Below are 15,099 nucleotides of genomic sequence, written 5' to 3' on the forward strand. Positions count from 1 at the left end.
ATGATGGCAACTGTTGGGTGAGCATCTCTCGCCAAATGCTTCAGGATTTGTAATTCTACATCCATTGCCCTGCTTACCTTCCAGAGTTTTTTCTTTTGATTCTTTTATTCAGAATACCCGGAAAGTGACAGAAGAGGGATACAGCAGATTTCAAGTTAGTAAAGTACACAAGTAGGGGCGAACGGCTGTTCGCCCTTACAATTATCTGTACCTCACCAACTTGAAATATGCTGTAATTTAAAATTTGTCATGTATCCGTGCCATCTAGCAATTGATGTATTCCTTGAGACCTAATTGGGTGCTTACTTTGATTCTCCTGACATCCTTAAATTAAATGCGAACGTTAGAGTTAGTAATTTTCCGGTAGCGGGCCTCTACCAATGAATAGATGCCGTAAGCAATTAGACCCAAAGCTACTAAACCTAGAATCCAAGGGCCAAAGGGTTGTTTTGCTAGCGTAGCTAGTGCCTCACCCAAACCTTTAGCTTGACTGGGATCGGATTGATGTGCTGCTTGAATCAAGAAAAAGCCGATAATACTAAAGACAACACCACGAGAAGCAATGCCAAATCTGCCCGTACGTATCGCCCAGGTTTGCTCGTTGGCAGACATTTCTTGCAATTTGAAATTGCCTCGAAACTTGCACTTGTATGCTTCATAAAGGTAATAAATCCCAACACCAGTTACAATTACCCCAACCAATCCCACAAGTAATTGTCCAAAAGGTTGAGCAAGCAATTTTGCTGTCCAGTCTTGGGTAGAATTGCCACTATCTTTACCCGAACCAATAATTAACTTCACTGCTGTCAATGCCAAACCTCCATAAGCCAAAGCACTAAAGCCGTAACCTAGGCGTTTAGCTGTGTGTTTGGTATCCCTTGCTTGACCTGAGTGTTCCGGATCGTAAATGGTTTCTACCAAGCGCCAGAGTGCATAACCAATTAGACCAACGGTTAGGATGCTCAACAGAAATTTTCCAAAAGGCTGAGAGACGATTGTTTCCAAAGCACCTCTGGTATCTGTGGTTTTGCCGCCAACGCCAAATGCTGCTTGTGCCGCAAGAAAGCCCACAACAAAATAGACTACTCCTTTTGCAGCATAACCTAATCTCGCTAAACGCTCAAAAGCAGAATTAGTAACTGCTTGTTTTAGTGGTTTTTGAATATTAGTAGGTAAATTAGGTCGTATCATAGGTTTTTATCTACTCTCTATAGTGATTTGATTGTTTAAAGCTAAAAAGCTAATCTTTTCAATGAAAAATAATTTTGTTAAAAAGCTTGTTTTCACACACATTTATAATCTTGAAAACTAATTACAGGAGCGCTATTTGGTTCGATCAATATTTTTATATTTGATAGCAGTTTTTTTATATGCATACACATAATTATTGAAGCCTATAATTACAGTGACATAGGAGATTTGGCAGCAATACTTTCTGTGCAACCTCAAATATAATTGCAGACAAAAAGTATTTTTTGATTTCTTCACTCCGAACGAGATTTGATAATGATATAGGATATTTTTTCTCTACTGTATCTACCAGCAGATATGTTTTTGATATCTTTACCTTTTCTCAGGTAAGATTTGTACGACTTAAATATAAGATGAGAGATCGTGGACAAAAACAGTTTGGCAAAACTTTATATGTAGCGCCAAAAAATTAATATAAACCTCGTCCATGTTGAAACCTGGAGTTTTCAATAATTCAGATGCGTCATTGCGACGTAAGGAAGCAATCTCAATATCTTGGCAAAAAACTACATTTTTCAAGGTAGACGAGAGTTACTGAATTAATAAATCAAATTTATATATTCAATTAAGGAGTTGGTTTAGGCAAAAACACTTGTAAAAGTTGAACTAGATAATTCAGGCTCTCTCAATGCTGACATCATTTGGGAACAATGGAATCTTAACCTGCGATCGCGCAAGCTGTGCCCCAGTTGTTTTGGCTTTCTAAACATTCTCTAAAGAGTGAAGTGTAAGTTTTTAGAAAAACGAAAAAAGCCTTAATGCAATGCTAATTTTAAACATTGCTTTGAACTAGCGATCGCAATCCATATTAAAATCTGAAACTGCCCATACTTCTTTTGTTATTAACCAAATACAATTTTTGCGATAGCTTTAAATACTTCACCCAAGCTTGGTCCGACAACTGAGAAATTGCATTTGGTGATAGTGTTGCCGTAAATACATCTTTACCGCTGGTTATGCCGCTGATACCAAAATTTTCTAAAACAGCATTTGCAGCAGGAGCTAAAACTGGTTCGGTATGGATAAAAACCACTAAACTTGGTTCTTGGGGATTTTGAACATCATTTAGCGCCATCGCAAGGGCAGCGTCTAGTTTTTGATAATTCATAAGCGATACCTTGGTAAAAAGGGTAAGCAACTTTTAGCCTATCCTATAACCAAAATATCAGATTTATAGGTTGTTATCGCCTATCTTTGAGTAGAGGTGTTATGTACTTGTATCTCAGTCTAATTACAGATTTGCTGTTAGGTTAGTTTTCTAGCAGTCATACAACCCCTAAATACCCAATATATTTGTGAGAGTGGGTAGATAGCTTTTGAGGACTTCAGCTAGTTTACTTGTATCCGTAACAACAGATGTTACACCTTTGAGAGCATTAACAGCCATTGAACAGAGTTTGAGTCCTCGGTCTTTTAGTGGTTTTTTACCTTCTTCTGCTATGGTCTCCACAGCTTCCAATGCCTCTTTTTTCTGATTTTCAGACAGTAAGGGTTCGTCATTAATAGATTTTTGCAAAATGGTTAAAATCTTTGCTAACTCGTTGCTACTGTCAGTTTTAACATCGCTTAACTGCTGAATTGTATTAGTTACCTGACTGTTTGCATCTGCTAGTGTTAGGTTAGAGTTTGTGACATCTCCGCCGACGGTAATCCTGTTACCACTGGACATATCTACATTTGCACCTGCACTGATTTGATTTTGATTCTTACTTTCCATAATTTCAACTTCCCCAGATGGATTTAGCAATATATTTGCTCTTTCACCTTGAATCGATAATTCGTTGTAATAGTAATTTGTAATTGTTTGATGAATAGCAGGTTTATCGGCCTCTGGTGACACACCTACTTTGACAACATATACTTCATCACCCTTACTTTCAATACTATAACGAGAACGGTCTAATCCTTCATGCTCAACAGCAGCTTTATCAAGTGAAATGCCAAAAGCTTTCGGGTTAAACTTACCTGTCAAGATTACATCAACAGTTTCTTGTAATTGTTCGATCCATTTCTCGAAGTCACCATCTTTAAACTCGCCACTGTCTGGCTTACGTTCTGTAAGAATAATGCGATCGCCTTGTTTAGTACATTTTAAATAAACGTGCGAACATATCACGCCTGTGAAGCGTGTATTTTTGTTGATATTCCATTCCTGAATACAAGCACCGCTCAAAGTTGCTCCTGAAAAATCTGCATCTAAAGCATTTATTCCGCTTAAAATTGCATCTTTTAAGTCAGCATTAGTTAAATTAGCACCTTTAAAATCAGCATTTGTATAATCATTCTCATTATTCCAACCTCTTTTGTCTACTAGCAATTTCCTGACTTTTGGATTTTCCAGTATTGTTCCTTGCAATCGAGAAAATTCTAAGCCAGTTACTTTTTTAAAGCTAGTACGAGTTAAATTAGCTTTTCTAAAATCTGTATGAGGTAAATGTGAGTTATCAAAGCAAGCATCTGTTAAATCTGCTTTATAAAATGATGTTCCACCTACTGCGGCAAAAAATACTGCTGCGTCTTTAATACTAGCAAATTTAGGTAAGCCTTTAATTGCTTGTCGTGCAATCATAGCAGCAGAGAAAATAACTACTATTGCTCCAGTAAGAGTGATAATATCATCACCATGTTTTTGCTTTAATGTAATCTGGGACATACCTATCAATAAAACTTCGGCAGTTACCCCATAAGCTGTAATAGCTAGAAATTCACCTACTATTCCCCAGAATGTAGAACTAACTACTATGAAAAATGCTGTAATACTTGCCCAAAGCCACCCTAGAGCTATGCTAAAACCAAGACAGAATAGCCAAAATCCTATGCCATCATTTTTATCGCCCGCTTCAAAACAAACATATATAATGACACCGATAACTATTAAAGCTACAACACAAATAGCATCAGCTATTTTAAATCCACGAAGGACTAATATAATTAATGCTATGGCATATAAAATAATTGCACTAATTTCTATTAGATCGAAATAATAAACGCTAAAAGCATTTTGAATTGCTGCTAATACACCGCCAGCTAAAAGATTTCCTGTACTCAGCAAACTAGCTAAGGCAATACTAGCAATACCTATTATTAGCTTTTGGATAAATTTTTGTCCTGCTAATACATTTTGTAAGTTCCTATTGGTTAAAATTTCGTCTTTATAAATATTGCTACGAACATCTTGTTGATAAGTTTCCATCTAGCAGTAGATCGAGAGTAATTGTTGATGAAACTATGGTAATATTTTGCGAAGTAATTCCAATATTATTGCTTCATCTCCCCAAGTAGGTATATTTCTCATATCTATGGGGTTTGTGGCAACTAAATCTATAAATTCAAGTGTTGTTTCACTAAGCAGACTCAACTCATTTACTGTTAAGCCTGTTTCTTCCAATAATTCTTGAACCCGCAACCTAGTTAGTGGTAACTCTACTTTTTCTTCATCTTGTAAATCTTGGATGCTACAACTTAAAACTTTACAGACATTAATAAGGTTCGTATGAAAAGGCTCATCTTCCAACTTAATCTTTTCAATAGGTTGTGAGCTATAAAAACAAAGTATAGGAAAGTAAACTCCTGACTGCTCTGCTAAATCCTTGAGTTCTATTCCTTTTTTTCTAGCTAGTTCAGAAATTTTCAGTTTAACTGCTGCTCTTTTTTCTCTCGGCTTGACTAGTTCTATTATCTTCACATCCAACGCTGTAGCAATTTTTCTCAAATCATCTATTTTTTCTGTAATATTAAAATTTTCATCTTCATTTACATATTTCTTAATTTTATTTTCAGAAATTTTAGAAGCTCTACTCAATAAATTGATAGCTATATCCTTAGCTTTGTCACTATTTAGCATCTGAAATACTTTCTCAACACCAGGTTCTGTGACAGACCAATTTAAGGCAGTGGCAATTTTTTTAAAATCTTCAGTTGTTTGTACTGCATACTTCTGAATTGCCTCTTCAGAAACTCCGGAAGTGAGACTAAGTAGACGATATACTTTTTCTTCCGCTAATTCTTGAATACGAAGTTTAACCATTTGATATAATATTAAGTAAAATTTTATACTTCGTTAAATTTTAATCAATAAACTTGATAAGAATTTAATTATTTTATTAAGTATATTCACGCCCATATAAATTAGCTAATTCCTGGATATAGGTCGCTCGGAATTAGTTGCATATAGATCCAACAGGCGATACCTGAACAATGCGATCGCTATTCATTCTTCTTAAGAAACGCGATATATACTCTGGTGTTTAAATATATCGCATTTCTAAGTTTAATTACAGATTAACTGCATTAATCAGCCCAAAACCCCATTTGTCATCAAACGTTCCCGCAGTTTTTCCGGGAATGGCACTATTTTTGCGTAGCAAGTCTTTCACTGCATCTGGGTCAAGCCTGGAGTCACGCTGCAATAGTAGTGCTACTAACCCAGTTACAAATGGTGTTGCCATACTCGTACCGGCCATGACCAGAAACTTAGAATTAATAGTCATGGAACGGTCAAAATTGGCGGCTGAAGAAAGCGCAGAAACAATCATTGCTCCTGGTGCTGCTACATCCGGTTTTTGAGCATTATTTCGCAACGGCCCTTCACTGCTGAACTCAGAAATAGTATCTAATTCCAAACCCATTTCTCGCACTTGGTTATCAATATCTGTGTATTTAACTTTAGTAGTATAGGCGGCAACTGTAATTGCACTAGTGGCAGCTCCTGGAGAACCGATTTTCACAGAATCTTTTACACTTGTACCTGTGAAAAACACTGCCGAGGCATCATCTAGCGTCCAGACATCAAGCCGTGTGTCAGATGAGGAAGTATTACGTACCCGCAACTGCCAAACACCGCCTTGTACTGGTGAATTACCCTTACCGCGAATTTGCACGAAGAAATTATGGTCGCCGTTGACAGGATCTGGCCCTGGTGTCACGATTTCTACTTGTGAATCCGGCAAATCGTATTTTTGGCTGGGATTACCGTCGGTAATGATTTTTTGGAAGGGGGTAACGAAACCATTGGGACTCCGCACTGAAACTTCTAATTGTCCTTCACTGCTATACCAAGCGTTTAACCAGAGTATGCCCACTTGATTCAAGGGAACATTAAAGCGCATACCTTTGGTTCGTTTGCAGGTGATGTTTGCCTGGCCATGAATATTATCGTTTCCTTCGTTGCCCGCAGCACAGCAAACAATTCGTCCCGGCCCGGATTCGGCATCAATGATTTTTGACAGAGAATCACTACCGTCGTGGGCATCGGCGTGTCCGCCTAAGCTGAGATTTACGACTGCTGGTCGCCCCAATTCGCTAGCTATACGGAAAATGTAGCGCACACCATCGGCAATGTGGGCATCCTGCAAATCTGACTTGACAATTACCAATTCTGCCTCTGGTGCTACACCTCCATAGGTGGTATCAGCACCGGAAGCAATTCCTGCAACGTGGGTGCCATGACCATGAGTATCTTGGGAAACGCTCATTTGGATTCCCGTAAATTCTGCTCCATAGCCACCATCTGGTACTCCTGGACCAGGCAGTGTTTGATCCCAAACACGTAAAATCCGACCTTCAAAGGCGGGGTGTAGCGAGTCAATGCCACTGTCCACAATACCGATGATGACTCCTTTACCAGTCAAGTCATTTTTGCTTTTAAAATCTGGTACTTGCACTGCTGCGGGTGCAACGTCCATCCGTAGTTTTAATTTGCGCGATGGTTTAATGCGCTGGACGGCAGCCTCTTCAGATAAGGGATCTAAACCATCGATGGGTAAGAAAGCTGTCCGCACACTTCCTGAGTTTTGATTGACTTCAATGCCGTATTGTGCCAAGTGACTCAAGTCTGCATCAGAGTCGCAGTAGATAAAAACGACGCTCTTAGTTGGCTTGACAGGACTTTTAGGGGCGACTATACCTAGCGATCGCCTGTGCGTCATTAAAGCTTGTGTTCCTTCAGTTTGATAGTCTTCATATGCCAATAACAGCCCAGGAGAAAGTTTGTCGTGTCTCATTTTTTACTCAACTTTAGTTTATTTGTTACAAGCAAAGCATTGATTTTAGCAGGATAAGTCACTATGCCATTAATATAAGCTCAGTGATTTTTGTTGTTTTTATTCTTGATTGCGACGATGGTTATCTATTGTTTTGAATGAATAACATCAAGTCAACCTAGGAAGCTCACAAATGACTCATAAATCTTAGTTCTGAATTGCTAATTTATAAGTTATTTTTATGAATATTTCTCCTGCAAAATGGTTTTCTGTAGCTTGCAATATCTGTAAACAGGTAGGTGTAAGCATTAACAATGCTAGAGCTATAGGCATTTTTCGTCCTTACTTAACTTTTTTCAGAACCACTTTTGAGTAATTCACTGCCTAGCCCAGTGATTACGGACAAAGCTAATACCATTTTGGATTTGAGATTTTGCGGAAAGTTGCCATAGCGAAGCGTTAGCTCGCTATGGCAACTTTCTAAGACGGATTCTGAAAGAATTATTGGTAATTGCTTTAGTGCTGAATCTGCCGCAATTATTATTCAAAATTGGTATAAATTTAACAAATAAAAAAATATTAATTAATACAAATAAATTTTATTTAGTAATAAGTATAACAATTTAATATAGTTTTCAGGCAGATTAATACTGGTAAAATTTGTATCAAGAACGGAAAAAACGGAGCAGGGAATGATGAGGAAAACGCGGTGAACCAGCGCCTTGGACTGAGCTGCTTTGCGGCGTTCGCTTAGCGTCGACCACAGGAGAAGACTTGGGGCGACTGGTGTTAGCGTAGCGGTAGCACCAGTCGCTCATGGGGGAAACCCCCAAGACCGCGCTGGTTCACCGCGCAAAGCGCGTCTACAACTGGGGGAACCCCGGCAACGCAGTGTTTCCCCAAGACCGCACTTCTCTCCGCACGCAACTGGTTCCTCCTCACTTCTGCCTGATTATCTACCACAAGTGAGAGCCGTAAATCAGCAAGTATTTGCAACGATCGCTCCTGAAGGTATAAAGAGTAATTCATGCAAATTCAAACACCAGACTGGGTTAAGCACGCTATTTTCTACCAAATCTTTCCAGATCGCTTTGCTAGAAGCAAACAGCCGCGCAAACGACTGTTACACGAAGCTCGTTGGGAAGATTGGGAAGCTATGCCAACACTCCAAGGTTACAAAGGCGGTGATTTGTGGGGCATCCTGGAAGAGTTAGACTACATACAGAAGTTAGGCATTAACGCTATTTACTTCACACCCATTTTTCAATCGGCTAGCAATCACCGCTATCACACCCACGATTATTATCAAGTCGATCCATTGCTGGGTGGTAATGCGGCTTTTAAGGAACTATTAGACGCAGCTCATCAACGGAATATCAAAGTTGTTCTGGATGGAGTGTTTAACCATTCCAGTCGTGGCTTTTTCTTTTTCCACGATGTTTTAGAAAATGGCCCTCATTCTCCTTGGGTGAATTGGTTCAAGATTGAAGGTTGGCCCTTATCACCCTATAACGGTGAATTTCCTGCAAACTACGTGGGTTGGGCTGACAATCGTGCCTTGCCAGCGTTTAACCACGACAACCCAGAAGTGCGGGAATACATTATGGAAATTGCCGAATATTGGATTAAATTCGGCATTGATGGTTGGCGCTTAGATGTGCCTTTTGAAATCAAAACTCCTGGTTTTTGGCAAGAGTTTCGCGATCGCGTCAAAGCGATTAATCCCGAAGCCTATATTGTGGGTGAAGTTTGGGGAGATTCGCGTGAGTGGCTGGATGGCACTCAGTTTGATGGGGTAATGAATTATCTATTTGCCGGGCCGACAATCGCCTTTGCCGCTGGCGATCGCGTCGTGCTAGAACAAGTGCAAAGTCGAGATTATCAACCCTACCCTCCCTTATTTGCTGCCGAGTACGCTGCCAAAATCCAGGAACTACTGCAACTTTACCCTTGGGAAATTCAGCTGACGCAACTCAATTTGTTAGCAAGTCATGACACAGCCAGGTTGATGACTATTGCTGGCGGCGATCGAGCCAGTGTGGAATTGGCGACTTTGTTAGTACTCACCTTTCCTGGCGCTCCCAGTATCTATTATGGAGATGAAGTTGGTTTACCTGGTGCGATCGATCCAGACTCACGTCGCGGCTTTCCTTTAGAAGCTAGCTGGGATCGGGAAATTCTCAATACTCACCGCCAATTAATTGCCCTGCGTCATACTTATCCAGCATTGCGTACGGGAGATTATCAAGTTATTTATGCCCAAGGGGCACTGTACGTTTTTGCCCGAACTTTAGGGACAGAGGAATTGATTATTGCTGTTAATGCCGGTACAGCATCGACAAAAGCTAATTTCGATGTCACAAGTTTGCATACTCAACCCAACAAGCTTTTGTATGGCACTGCCGAAGTCGAGTGGAATAGTGAAGGAGAGACTCAGCAGCTTTCCTTGACTCTTCCCGAACGTTCTGGCTGCATTCTGAGTGTAGGTTAACAGAGACTGGGGATTAGAGACTGAGGACTAGGAAGGAATTTAATTCACCAAAGGAGTTTTTCTTTCTAATACCCAATCCCCAGTACCCAATCCCCTTACTTCCCAGCAACCATTGCTGGCATCAATACAGCATCAATTACGTGAATCACACCATTGTCGGCGAGAATATCGGTTTTGAGGACGTTAGCACCATTCACCTGAATGACACCATCAGTAGACTCGATCGCGACAATTGAACCCTCCAGCGTCTCTGCTTCTTCGATCTGTTCCAAGTCGTCAGACCTAACATCACCAAAAGCGACATGATACATCAATATCTTTTTCAGTTTAGGGATGTCTTGCAGTAGAGAATCTAGAGTTGCCTTTGGTAATTGAGCAAAAGCCTCATCAGTGGGTGCAAAAACTGTCAGAGAATCAGGACTCTTGAGAGTTTCTAAGAGGTTTGCAGCTTTAATAGCCTTTACTAGCGTGTTGAAATTTCCTGCGTTGACAGCAGTTTCCACAATATTAGCCATAAGGTCAGGTTAATTTATTAACTTACGGTTACAACACACTTATAAAGTGATGAAAAGCCATCAGCCTCTATCAAGAGAGAGGTTAGCAATCATTTTCTACACAGCAGCAGACTTATTAGTGCTGTTAAACTGGGGAGTGACCCCAAGAAAGGATGAAGGATAAAGGTTGAAGTCAAAAGAATCTAATGGGATACAAGTTTGCTGATTCGCCCGTCAGGTCAACTTCATACTTCAGACTTGATACTTCATGCTTACTGATGACCCTAAAAACCACTGAATATGCTAAAACGTTCTAAGTTCGAGACAACTCAGTCTCAAATTATGCATCGTGCTGAGGATTTAATTAGCGCAGCTTCAAATCGTTATCGCATTACAGTTCAAGTGGCAAATCGTGCCAAGCGTCGGCGTTACGAAGACTTTGATAGCCCTGCGGAAGACGTAATGATGAAGCCAGTGTTGAGGGCAATTATCGAGATGTCTGACGAACTGACTCAGCCAGAAATTATTGGCGAAATGTAAAACAGTGCTGAGTTGAAAGTGCTATGTGCTGAGTACGAAAGTATTTGCATTACACTTTCACCTCAAAATATCCACTATATGAAAAAGAAAAAACTTCTGTTTAAGTCAATCCGCCAATTTATTCTGAGTTTCCACTCAGTACTCATAATCTTAATGGTAGTGAGTGTACTAATTGTTGCTTCAGGAGTGAGTAAATTAACGCCAAGCAATTTACTCGGCATCCAACCTGTTATGGCTCAGAGAGTTAGTCCTGGAGATGTTTGGCAACAAGTTTATCAGCAATTGCCCGACTTACCAAAGGAAAATAAGTACATCAGCAAAGAGACTGGGAAAGTTGCTGAAAACGACACCTTGGCAAGTCGTTTGATTCGTTATCACATTTATGTAAAAGAACGTGCCCCAAATTATCGCCTAGATTGGAAGTTGACCTTGGCTGATTACCTGGGTGCAAATGAAATTATGTATGACACTACCTATCCAGGGAATAATACATTACGGCAAAGTCCTTTGGCAGGCGATCGCAAAGCTATTGCAAGCCTCACACGCTCTCAAAGAAACGCCTTTGTACAAGTTTTAACCAATATTTTTAGTCCGAATTCCTAGAATACCCCACTTTCAAGAGCAGGTTTTAGAAGTCATAAAAGCCTCTCTGCCTCCCTGCTTGCTAATAAAGCATCGGATTCGTTTTTGGTTGATAGTCGGTACAATCGATAGCTGCTTCTGTGTTAGCAATAGATGGGTGTACGGTGCATTTAAGACGATAGTCTGCTGTAAAAAATTGGCAACCAGTGCAAGGAATTTGATGCATTTGTTTCGCTGCACTCACACTATCTCGTGCTGTTACCCATAGACTCCAGAAACAGAGAAGAGTTACAACCCAAGCACCGACAAAGCAAATAGGGACTAAAAAAGGTTGAATGCCATGAATGAGAAAAGATATCAGTTCCAACACGGTAAGTCCTGATAAAAATTAAGAGTTAGAAGTATATTAACTCCTAACTCCTGACTCCTAACGTCTGACCATAGAGGTATCAATTCATTAGTGGCTGAGAAGGCGAGTGGAGAGTAGGAGAAGCAAGGGAAGATAAGAGGAATTCTTAATAAATCCTTACTGCTAACTCAGCACTGATAATACACTCAGCACTATTGTATCAAACGCCAGCATGTCCCAGTGCTAAACCAGCAACAAGCATTCCGAAGACGAGGAACGGTTGGGCACTGGCTTGGTATTTAACGTCATTCTTTAGAGGATCGCGCAAAAAATACATATCCTGGAAGGTGATTTGCGGGATGATTAACAGTACCAGAATTGCTGCGTACAAATTCTCATGGATACTGACGAGATAAGCGGCAATAAATCCTTGAAATAAGTCAATCATCAGCACACAAATCCATGCCGCAGTAGTCACACCAAACATTACAGGTAGCGACTGTAATCCTAACTGGCGATCGCCTTCTACACTCTTGAAGTCATTGACGATGGCAATACCCAATCCAGCCAAACTGTAAATTAGGGTGAGAACAACAATTTTCCAGTTGAGGTCGCCAAATAAAGCATGACCTGCCCACCAAGGTAAGGCGATGTAGCTTGCTCCAAGAGCATAGTTTCCTAGCCAACCGTTTTGCTTAAGTTTCAGAGGAGGTGCAGAGTAGATATAGGCAATGAAAGAACCAAACACAGCCAGAGCTGTAACGTTAGGGAATTCATGACCAGCCCATACATCCAGAACAAATGCCAAAGCAATACCAGATAAAAATAATACTAAAATCTGCGTAATTACCTGAGGTACAGAAATTGCACCGGAGGGAATGGGACGGTAGGGTTCATTGATGGCATCGATTTCGCGATCGTAAAAATCATTCAGAGTTTGGGTGTAACCTGCCAACAGAGGTCCCGACAACAACATACAAGCTGCTGCCTTTAACACATTTTCTAGCGTCCAGGTATAGTTGCCGGAGGAAGCTGCACCACAGACAACACCCCAAATTAGGGGAATCCAAGTGATGGGCTTCATCAATTGCAAGCGAATTTTCCAAATGGAGGTTTCCCCTGGTGCTGCGCCTTTCATACCCAGCAACTGCCTTGTTTTGGCACTGCGATCGCCAACTGCTGTTTCCTGGTTAGAATTAATGGCTACTGAGTCTAGTGCCTCACCTGGATTGGAATTTGGATTAATGGGAGTTGATTCGGACATAAGACTTAATTACTCGGTTAGGAGTTAGGAGTAGAGACGCGATTAATCGCTTCTGTACAAGAGTTAGGAGTAGAGACGCGATTAATCGCGTCTGTACAAGAGTTAGGAGTTATGAATTGTTGTTTGTATTAGGGATTCGGGACTCTTAATATTTGGTTAAAACACCGCCTCTAGTAGGCGGCTCTCTTTCCTTGTCCCCAATCCCTAGTCCCCAGTCCCCTTTATTCCTTACTCCTTACTAAAATTAAAACGAAATTATCAAATAATTATTCTGAAACTTCGCTCCAGTAACTGGTCTGCCACTCAGGGCAGGGGGGAGGAAGATATTACGCCGCTGGTCACCTGCTTCCACAGTAACTTCTGGACCGTACTGGGTGAGTTTGACTTGCTTTTTATCAAATCCAGGTAAAAACAAGCGTACCTGACGGTTGTGGCTGTCGATTTCAATTGGTTTGGGAGCCTGTGCCGCTCGCTCTGCAAAGTTGGGTAGAGCGTCTATTAGCGGTTGCCAGTCACCTGTTGTATAGTCGGGAACTACACTAACGCTTAAAGGTGTAAATTGTTCTGACAAATTAATATTTGTCTCAGAAGACACAATTATTGCCCCACCAACTGTTAGACCAATTTGTTGGGCACTGCCCCACAAATAACGACTACTTGCCACTTCAATTGGATCTGCGGTGCTGACCAAGAAGGCAGCGATGCGATTGGGGTTAGCAAGAGCAGCTTTCCCCTTATCTAAAAAATTGTTGACTTGGTTAGTGGGCTGGGCAAAGTTATCCGCTGTCCAATTGACATTAAAAAAGCTGCTAATCAGCGGTTGAATCAAAGGAGATTCAGAAATTGTCTTTCCTAGGTCAGAGTTGACAAATAACTGCCGAAATCGCCGGACATACCAACTGAGAGATTCTGGTAGCCCTAACATCCGCAGGCTAGAAGCATCACCCGTGCCATCATAAACGATCGCGTCATATTTGCCGCTGGCATCATATTCGCGGATAGCATTCAGGGCAAGGGCGTTGTCCATCCCCGGTAGCACTACCAGTTCTTGACCATAAACCTCTTTGAAGATGGGTGTGCGGAGGTATTGTGCTTCAAGTTTTTTTACCTCCTCCCAATTGCGTTCTAACAGCACGGATGCTTGAAATTGCACAACTTGCAAATTAGGAGCAATTTCCTGGGGGTCGGGAGTAAGGGTTTTATCTAGCAGAATGGGTAACGCTGGTTCTGCCAGTCCTGCTAGAAGTACGCGCTTACCTTGGCTTGCTAGTAGTTTGGCGGCAGCGATCGCTATTTTGGTACGATTGATGCCACCTTTACCCAAAAATGTCAATATCAGGGACATTACTTGATTTCCAATTACCGCCTGTCTTTTCAATTCCAACTTAGCACCAGGCAAATACTGTTAGCTTCCGCCCAGAGTTATCTCTACTATACGGGTTTGATTTCATCTTCAAAAAACCACGTAGAAGTATTGTCATCAAACTGTACTACTACACCGATACCACCACCATCGGTGACTTTGTAGCCCAAAATGATGCCAACTTGTCCTAATTTTTTAACGATAGGGGGAGATACGCGATCGCGCAGACGAAACACTTTAACTTTTTGTCCGATTTCCATGCCTATTCACAATGCTGCAATAAACCAAGTCTCAGTGTAGCTGAATCCGTGCCTCATCTGTAATAGATTCAGCGGGAAATGAGGGCGGAGGAGCAGGGGAGATGAGGGAAAGGCGTTGCTTTTCCCGATCGAGTCGAATTGAATTAGTAAAATGCCTATTTGCTTTCTCAAAATCCTTGAATGCTTTCTCATTTAAGTAAATCGCGCACTTATTTGAGCGTTTTCCGCATTTTCACGCTTGGTAGTGAAATTTTCTCATGAGGATTGGCTCCTGCTTGCTTGTGGTTAGAACCAAAACAGCAGCGATAACAACTCTTAGCAGAACATTTGCGTAGACGCAAAGCGGCTTGTCGTTAGACATCGGTAGAAATCGACGAGCCAGATAGCCCTGTTCTGTCACTCTCGGAAAACAATAATCGAAGCAAGATTCTGAAACTTTGATTGAGTCAAGCTTTGAGCCTTTATTTTCTAACAGTAACTAAAATTTATAGCCAAAACTTAGAAATTAAAGCCTCGAAAGGCTT

The 15,099-nt window shown here is 40.9% G+C and carries 14 protein-coding genes; 3 read left to right on the plus strand and 11 right to left on the minus strand.

All coding sequences use genetic code 11. The features are described from left to right. Nucleotides 1–330: 330 nt before the first annotated feature. From RMY31_RS06390 to RMY31_RS06415, 6 genes are all read right to left on the minus strand, one after another. A complete protein-coding gene (locus tag RMY31_RS06390) occupies nt 331–1,191 on the minus strand; it encodes a DUF1206 domain-containing protein (protein ID WP_322664807.1) in 861 nt (286 codons plus the stop codon). An 868-nt stretch (nt 1,192–2,059) separates the two neighbouring features. After that, nucleotides 2,060–2,359 carry a hypothetical protein gene (locus tag RMY31_RS06395; RefSeq protein WP_322664809.1) on the minus strand — a complete coding sequence of 100 codons (300 nt, stop codon included), beginning with the start codon at nt 2,357–2,359 and terminating at the stop codon, nt 2,060–2,062. A gap of 168 nt (nt 2,360–2,527) precedes the next feature. Continuing rightward, nucleotides 2,528–4,444, minus strand: a complete 1,917-nt coding sequence (locus tag RMY31_RS06400; protein WP_322664811.1) for a pentapeptide repeat-containing protein — start codon at nt 4,442–4,444, stop codon at nt 2,528–2,530. A gap of 33 nt (nt 4,445–4,477) precedes the next feature. Next, nucleotides 4,478–5,278 (minus strand): hypothetical protein, encoded by an 801-nt coding sequence (locus tag RMY31_RS06405; protein WP_322664813.1) that lies wholly within the window; start codon nt 5,276–5,278, stop codon nt 4,478–4,480. 247 nt (nt 5,279–5,525) lie between these two features. After that, complete coding sequence (locus RMY31_RS06410) at nt 5,526–7,253, minus strand: S8 family peptidase (protein ID WP_322664816.1); 1,728 nt, start codon at nt 7,251–7,253, stop codon at nt 5,526–5,528. A gap of 768 nt (nt 7,254–8,021) precedes the next feature. After that, nucleotides 8,022–8,261: a hypothetical protein gene (locus RMY31_RS06415; RefSeq protein WP_322664818.1), complete on the minus strand. Its 240-nt coding sequence runs from the start codon at nt 8,259–8,261 to the stop codon at nt 8,022–8,024. Between RMY31_RS06415 and RMY31_RS06420 the strand changes: the two genes are divergently transcribed. Next, on the plus strand, nt 8,260–9,723 hold the full coding sequence (locus tag RMY31_RS06420; RefSeq protein ID WP_322664820.1) for a glycoside hydrolase family 13 protein: 1,464 nt from the start codon (nt 8,260–8,262) through the stop codon (nt 9,721–9,723). The genes RMY31_RS06415 and RMY31_RS06420 overlap by 2 nt on opposite strands. A gap of 95 nt (nt 9,724–9,818) precedes the next feature. Here RMY31_RS06420 and RMY31_RS06425 read toward each other — a convergent pair whose 3' ends face one another. Further along, entirely contained in the window at nt 9,819–10,238 is a 420-nt protein-coding gene (locus RMY31_RS06425; protein ID WP_322664822.1) for a fasciclin domain-containing protein, read from the minus strand. A gap of 279 nt (nt 10,239–10,517) precedes the next feature. On the opposite strand from RMY31_RS06425, the gene RMY31_RS06430 reads away from it, so the two are divergent. Together RMY31_RS06430 and RMY31_RS06435 are read left to right on the plus strand one after the other, a co-directional pair. Beyond that, entirely contained in the window at nt 10,518–10,757 is a 240-nt protein-coding gene (locus RMY31_RS06430) for a DNA-directed RNA polymerase subunit omega (RefSeq protein ID WP_096558911.1), read from the plus strand. 78 nt (nt 10,758–10,835) lie between these two features. Then, nucleotides 10,836–11,360, plus strand: coding sequence for a hypothetical protein (locus tag RMY31_RS06435; protein ID WP_322664826.1), 525 nt, complete (start codon nt 10,836–10,838; stop codon nt 11,358–11,360). 61 nt (nt 11,361–11,421) lie between these two features. On the opposite strand, the gene RMY31_RS06440 is transcribed toward RMY31_RS06435, so the two are convergent. The 4 genes from RMY31_RS06440 to RMY31_RS06455 all read right to left on the minus strand — a co-directional run bounded on the left by RMY31_RS06440 (nt 11,422) and on the right by RMY31_RS06455 (nt 14,575). Beyond that, entirely contained in the window at nt 11,422–11,709 is a 288-nt protein-coding gene (locus tag RMY31_RS06440; protein WP_322664829.1) for a hypothetical protein, read from the minus strand. Nucleotides 11,710–11,908: 199 nt separating this feature from the next. Continuing rightward, on the minus strand, nt 11,909–12,952 hold the full coding sequence (gene chlG / locus RMY31_RS06445) for a chlorophyll synthase ChlG (protein ID WP_322664831.1): 1,044 nt from the start codon (nt 12,950–12,952) through the stop codon (nt 11,909–11,911). A gap of 244 nt (nt 12,953–13,196) precedes the next feature. Then, on the minus strand, nt 13,197–14,297 hold the full coding sequence (locus RMY31_RS06450; protein ID WP_322664833.1) for an ArsA family ATPase: 1,101 nt from the start codon (nt 14,295–14,297) through the stop codon (nt 13,197–13,199). 86 nt (nt 14,298–14,383) lie between these two features. Continuing rightward, nucleotides 14,384–14,575, minus strand: coding sequence for a DUF2862 domain-containing protein (locus RMY31_RS06455; protein WP_322664834.1), 192 nt, complete (start codon nt 14,573–14,575; stop codon nt 14,384–14,386). Between the last annotated feature and the right edge of the window lie 524 nt (nt 14,576–15,099).

The sequence above is a fragment of the Dendronalium sp. ChiSLP03b genome (genome assembly GCF_034531165.2).
GTDB classification, from domain to species: domain Bacteria; phylum Cyanobacteriota; class Cyanobacteriia; order Cyanobacteriales; family Nostocaceae; genus Dendronalium; species Dendronalium minutum.

Bases quoted from the DNA above. Each gene is read 5' to 3' on its own strand.
- RMY31_RS06415 (WP_322664818.1), bottom strand. From the start codon at position 8,261: ATGAATTACTCTTTATACCTTCAGGAGCGATCGTTGCAAATACTTGCT.
- RMY31_RS06455 (WP_322664834.1), bottom strand. From the start codon at position 14,575: ATGGAAATCGGACAAAAAGTTAAAGTGTTTCGTCTGCGCGATCGCGTA.
- RMY31_RS06435 (WP_322664826.1), top strand. From the start codon at position 10,836: ATGAAAAAGAAAAAACTTCTGTTTAAGTCAATCCGCCAATTTATTCTG.
- RMY31_RS06405 (WP_322664813.1), bottom strand. From the start codon at position 5,278: ATGGTTAAACTTCGTATTCAAGAATTAGCGGAAGAAAAAGTATATCGT.
- RMY31_RS06425 (WP_322664822.1), bottom strand. From the start codon at position 10,238: ATGGCTAATATTGTGGAAACTGCTGTCAACGCAGGAAATTTCAACACG.
- RMY31_RS06390 (WP_322664807.1), bottom strand. From the start codon at position 1,191: ATGATACGACCTAATTTACCTACTAATATTCAAAAACCACTAAAACAA.
- RMY31_RS06410 (WP_322664816.1), bottom strand. From the start codon at position 7,253: ATGAGACACGACAAACTTTCTCCTGGGCTGTTATTGGCATATGAAGAC.
- RMY31_RS06430 (WP_096558911.1), top strand. From the start codon at position 10,518: ATGCTAAAACGTTCTAAGTTCGAGACAACTCAGTCTCAAATTATGCAT.
- RMY31_RS06395 (WP_322664809.1), bottom strand. From the start codon at position 2,359: ATGAATTATCAAAAACTAGACGCTGCCCTTGCGATGGCGCTAAATGAT.
- RMY31_RS06400 (WP_322664811.1), bottom strand. From the start codon at position 4,444: ATGGAAACTTATCAACAAGATGTTCGTAGCAATATTTATAAAGACGAA.
- RMY31_RS06450 (WP_322664833.1), bottom strand. From the start codon at position 14,297: ATGTCCCTGATATTGACATTTTTGGGTAAAGGTGGCATCAATCGTACC.
- RMY31_RS06420 (WP_322664820.1), top strand. From the start codon at position 8,260: ATGCAAATTCAAACACCAGACTGGGTTAAGCACGCTATTTTCTACCAA.
- chlG (WP_322664831.1), bottom strand. From the start codon at position 12,952: ATGTCCGAATCAACTCCCATTAATCCAAATTCCAATCCAGGTGAGGCA.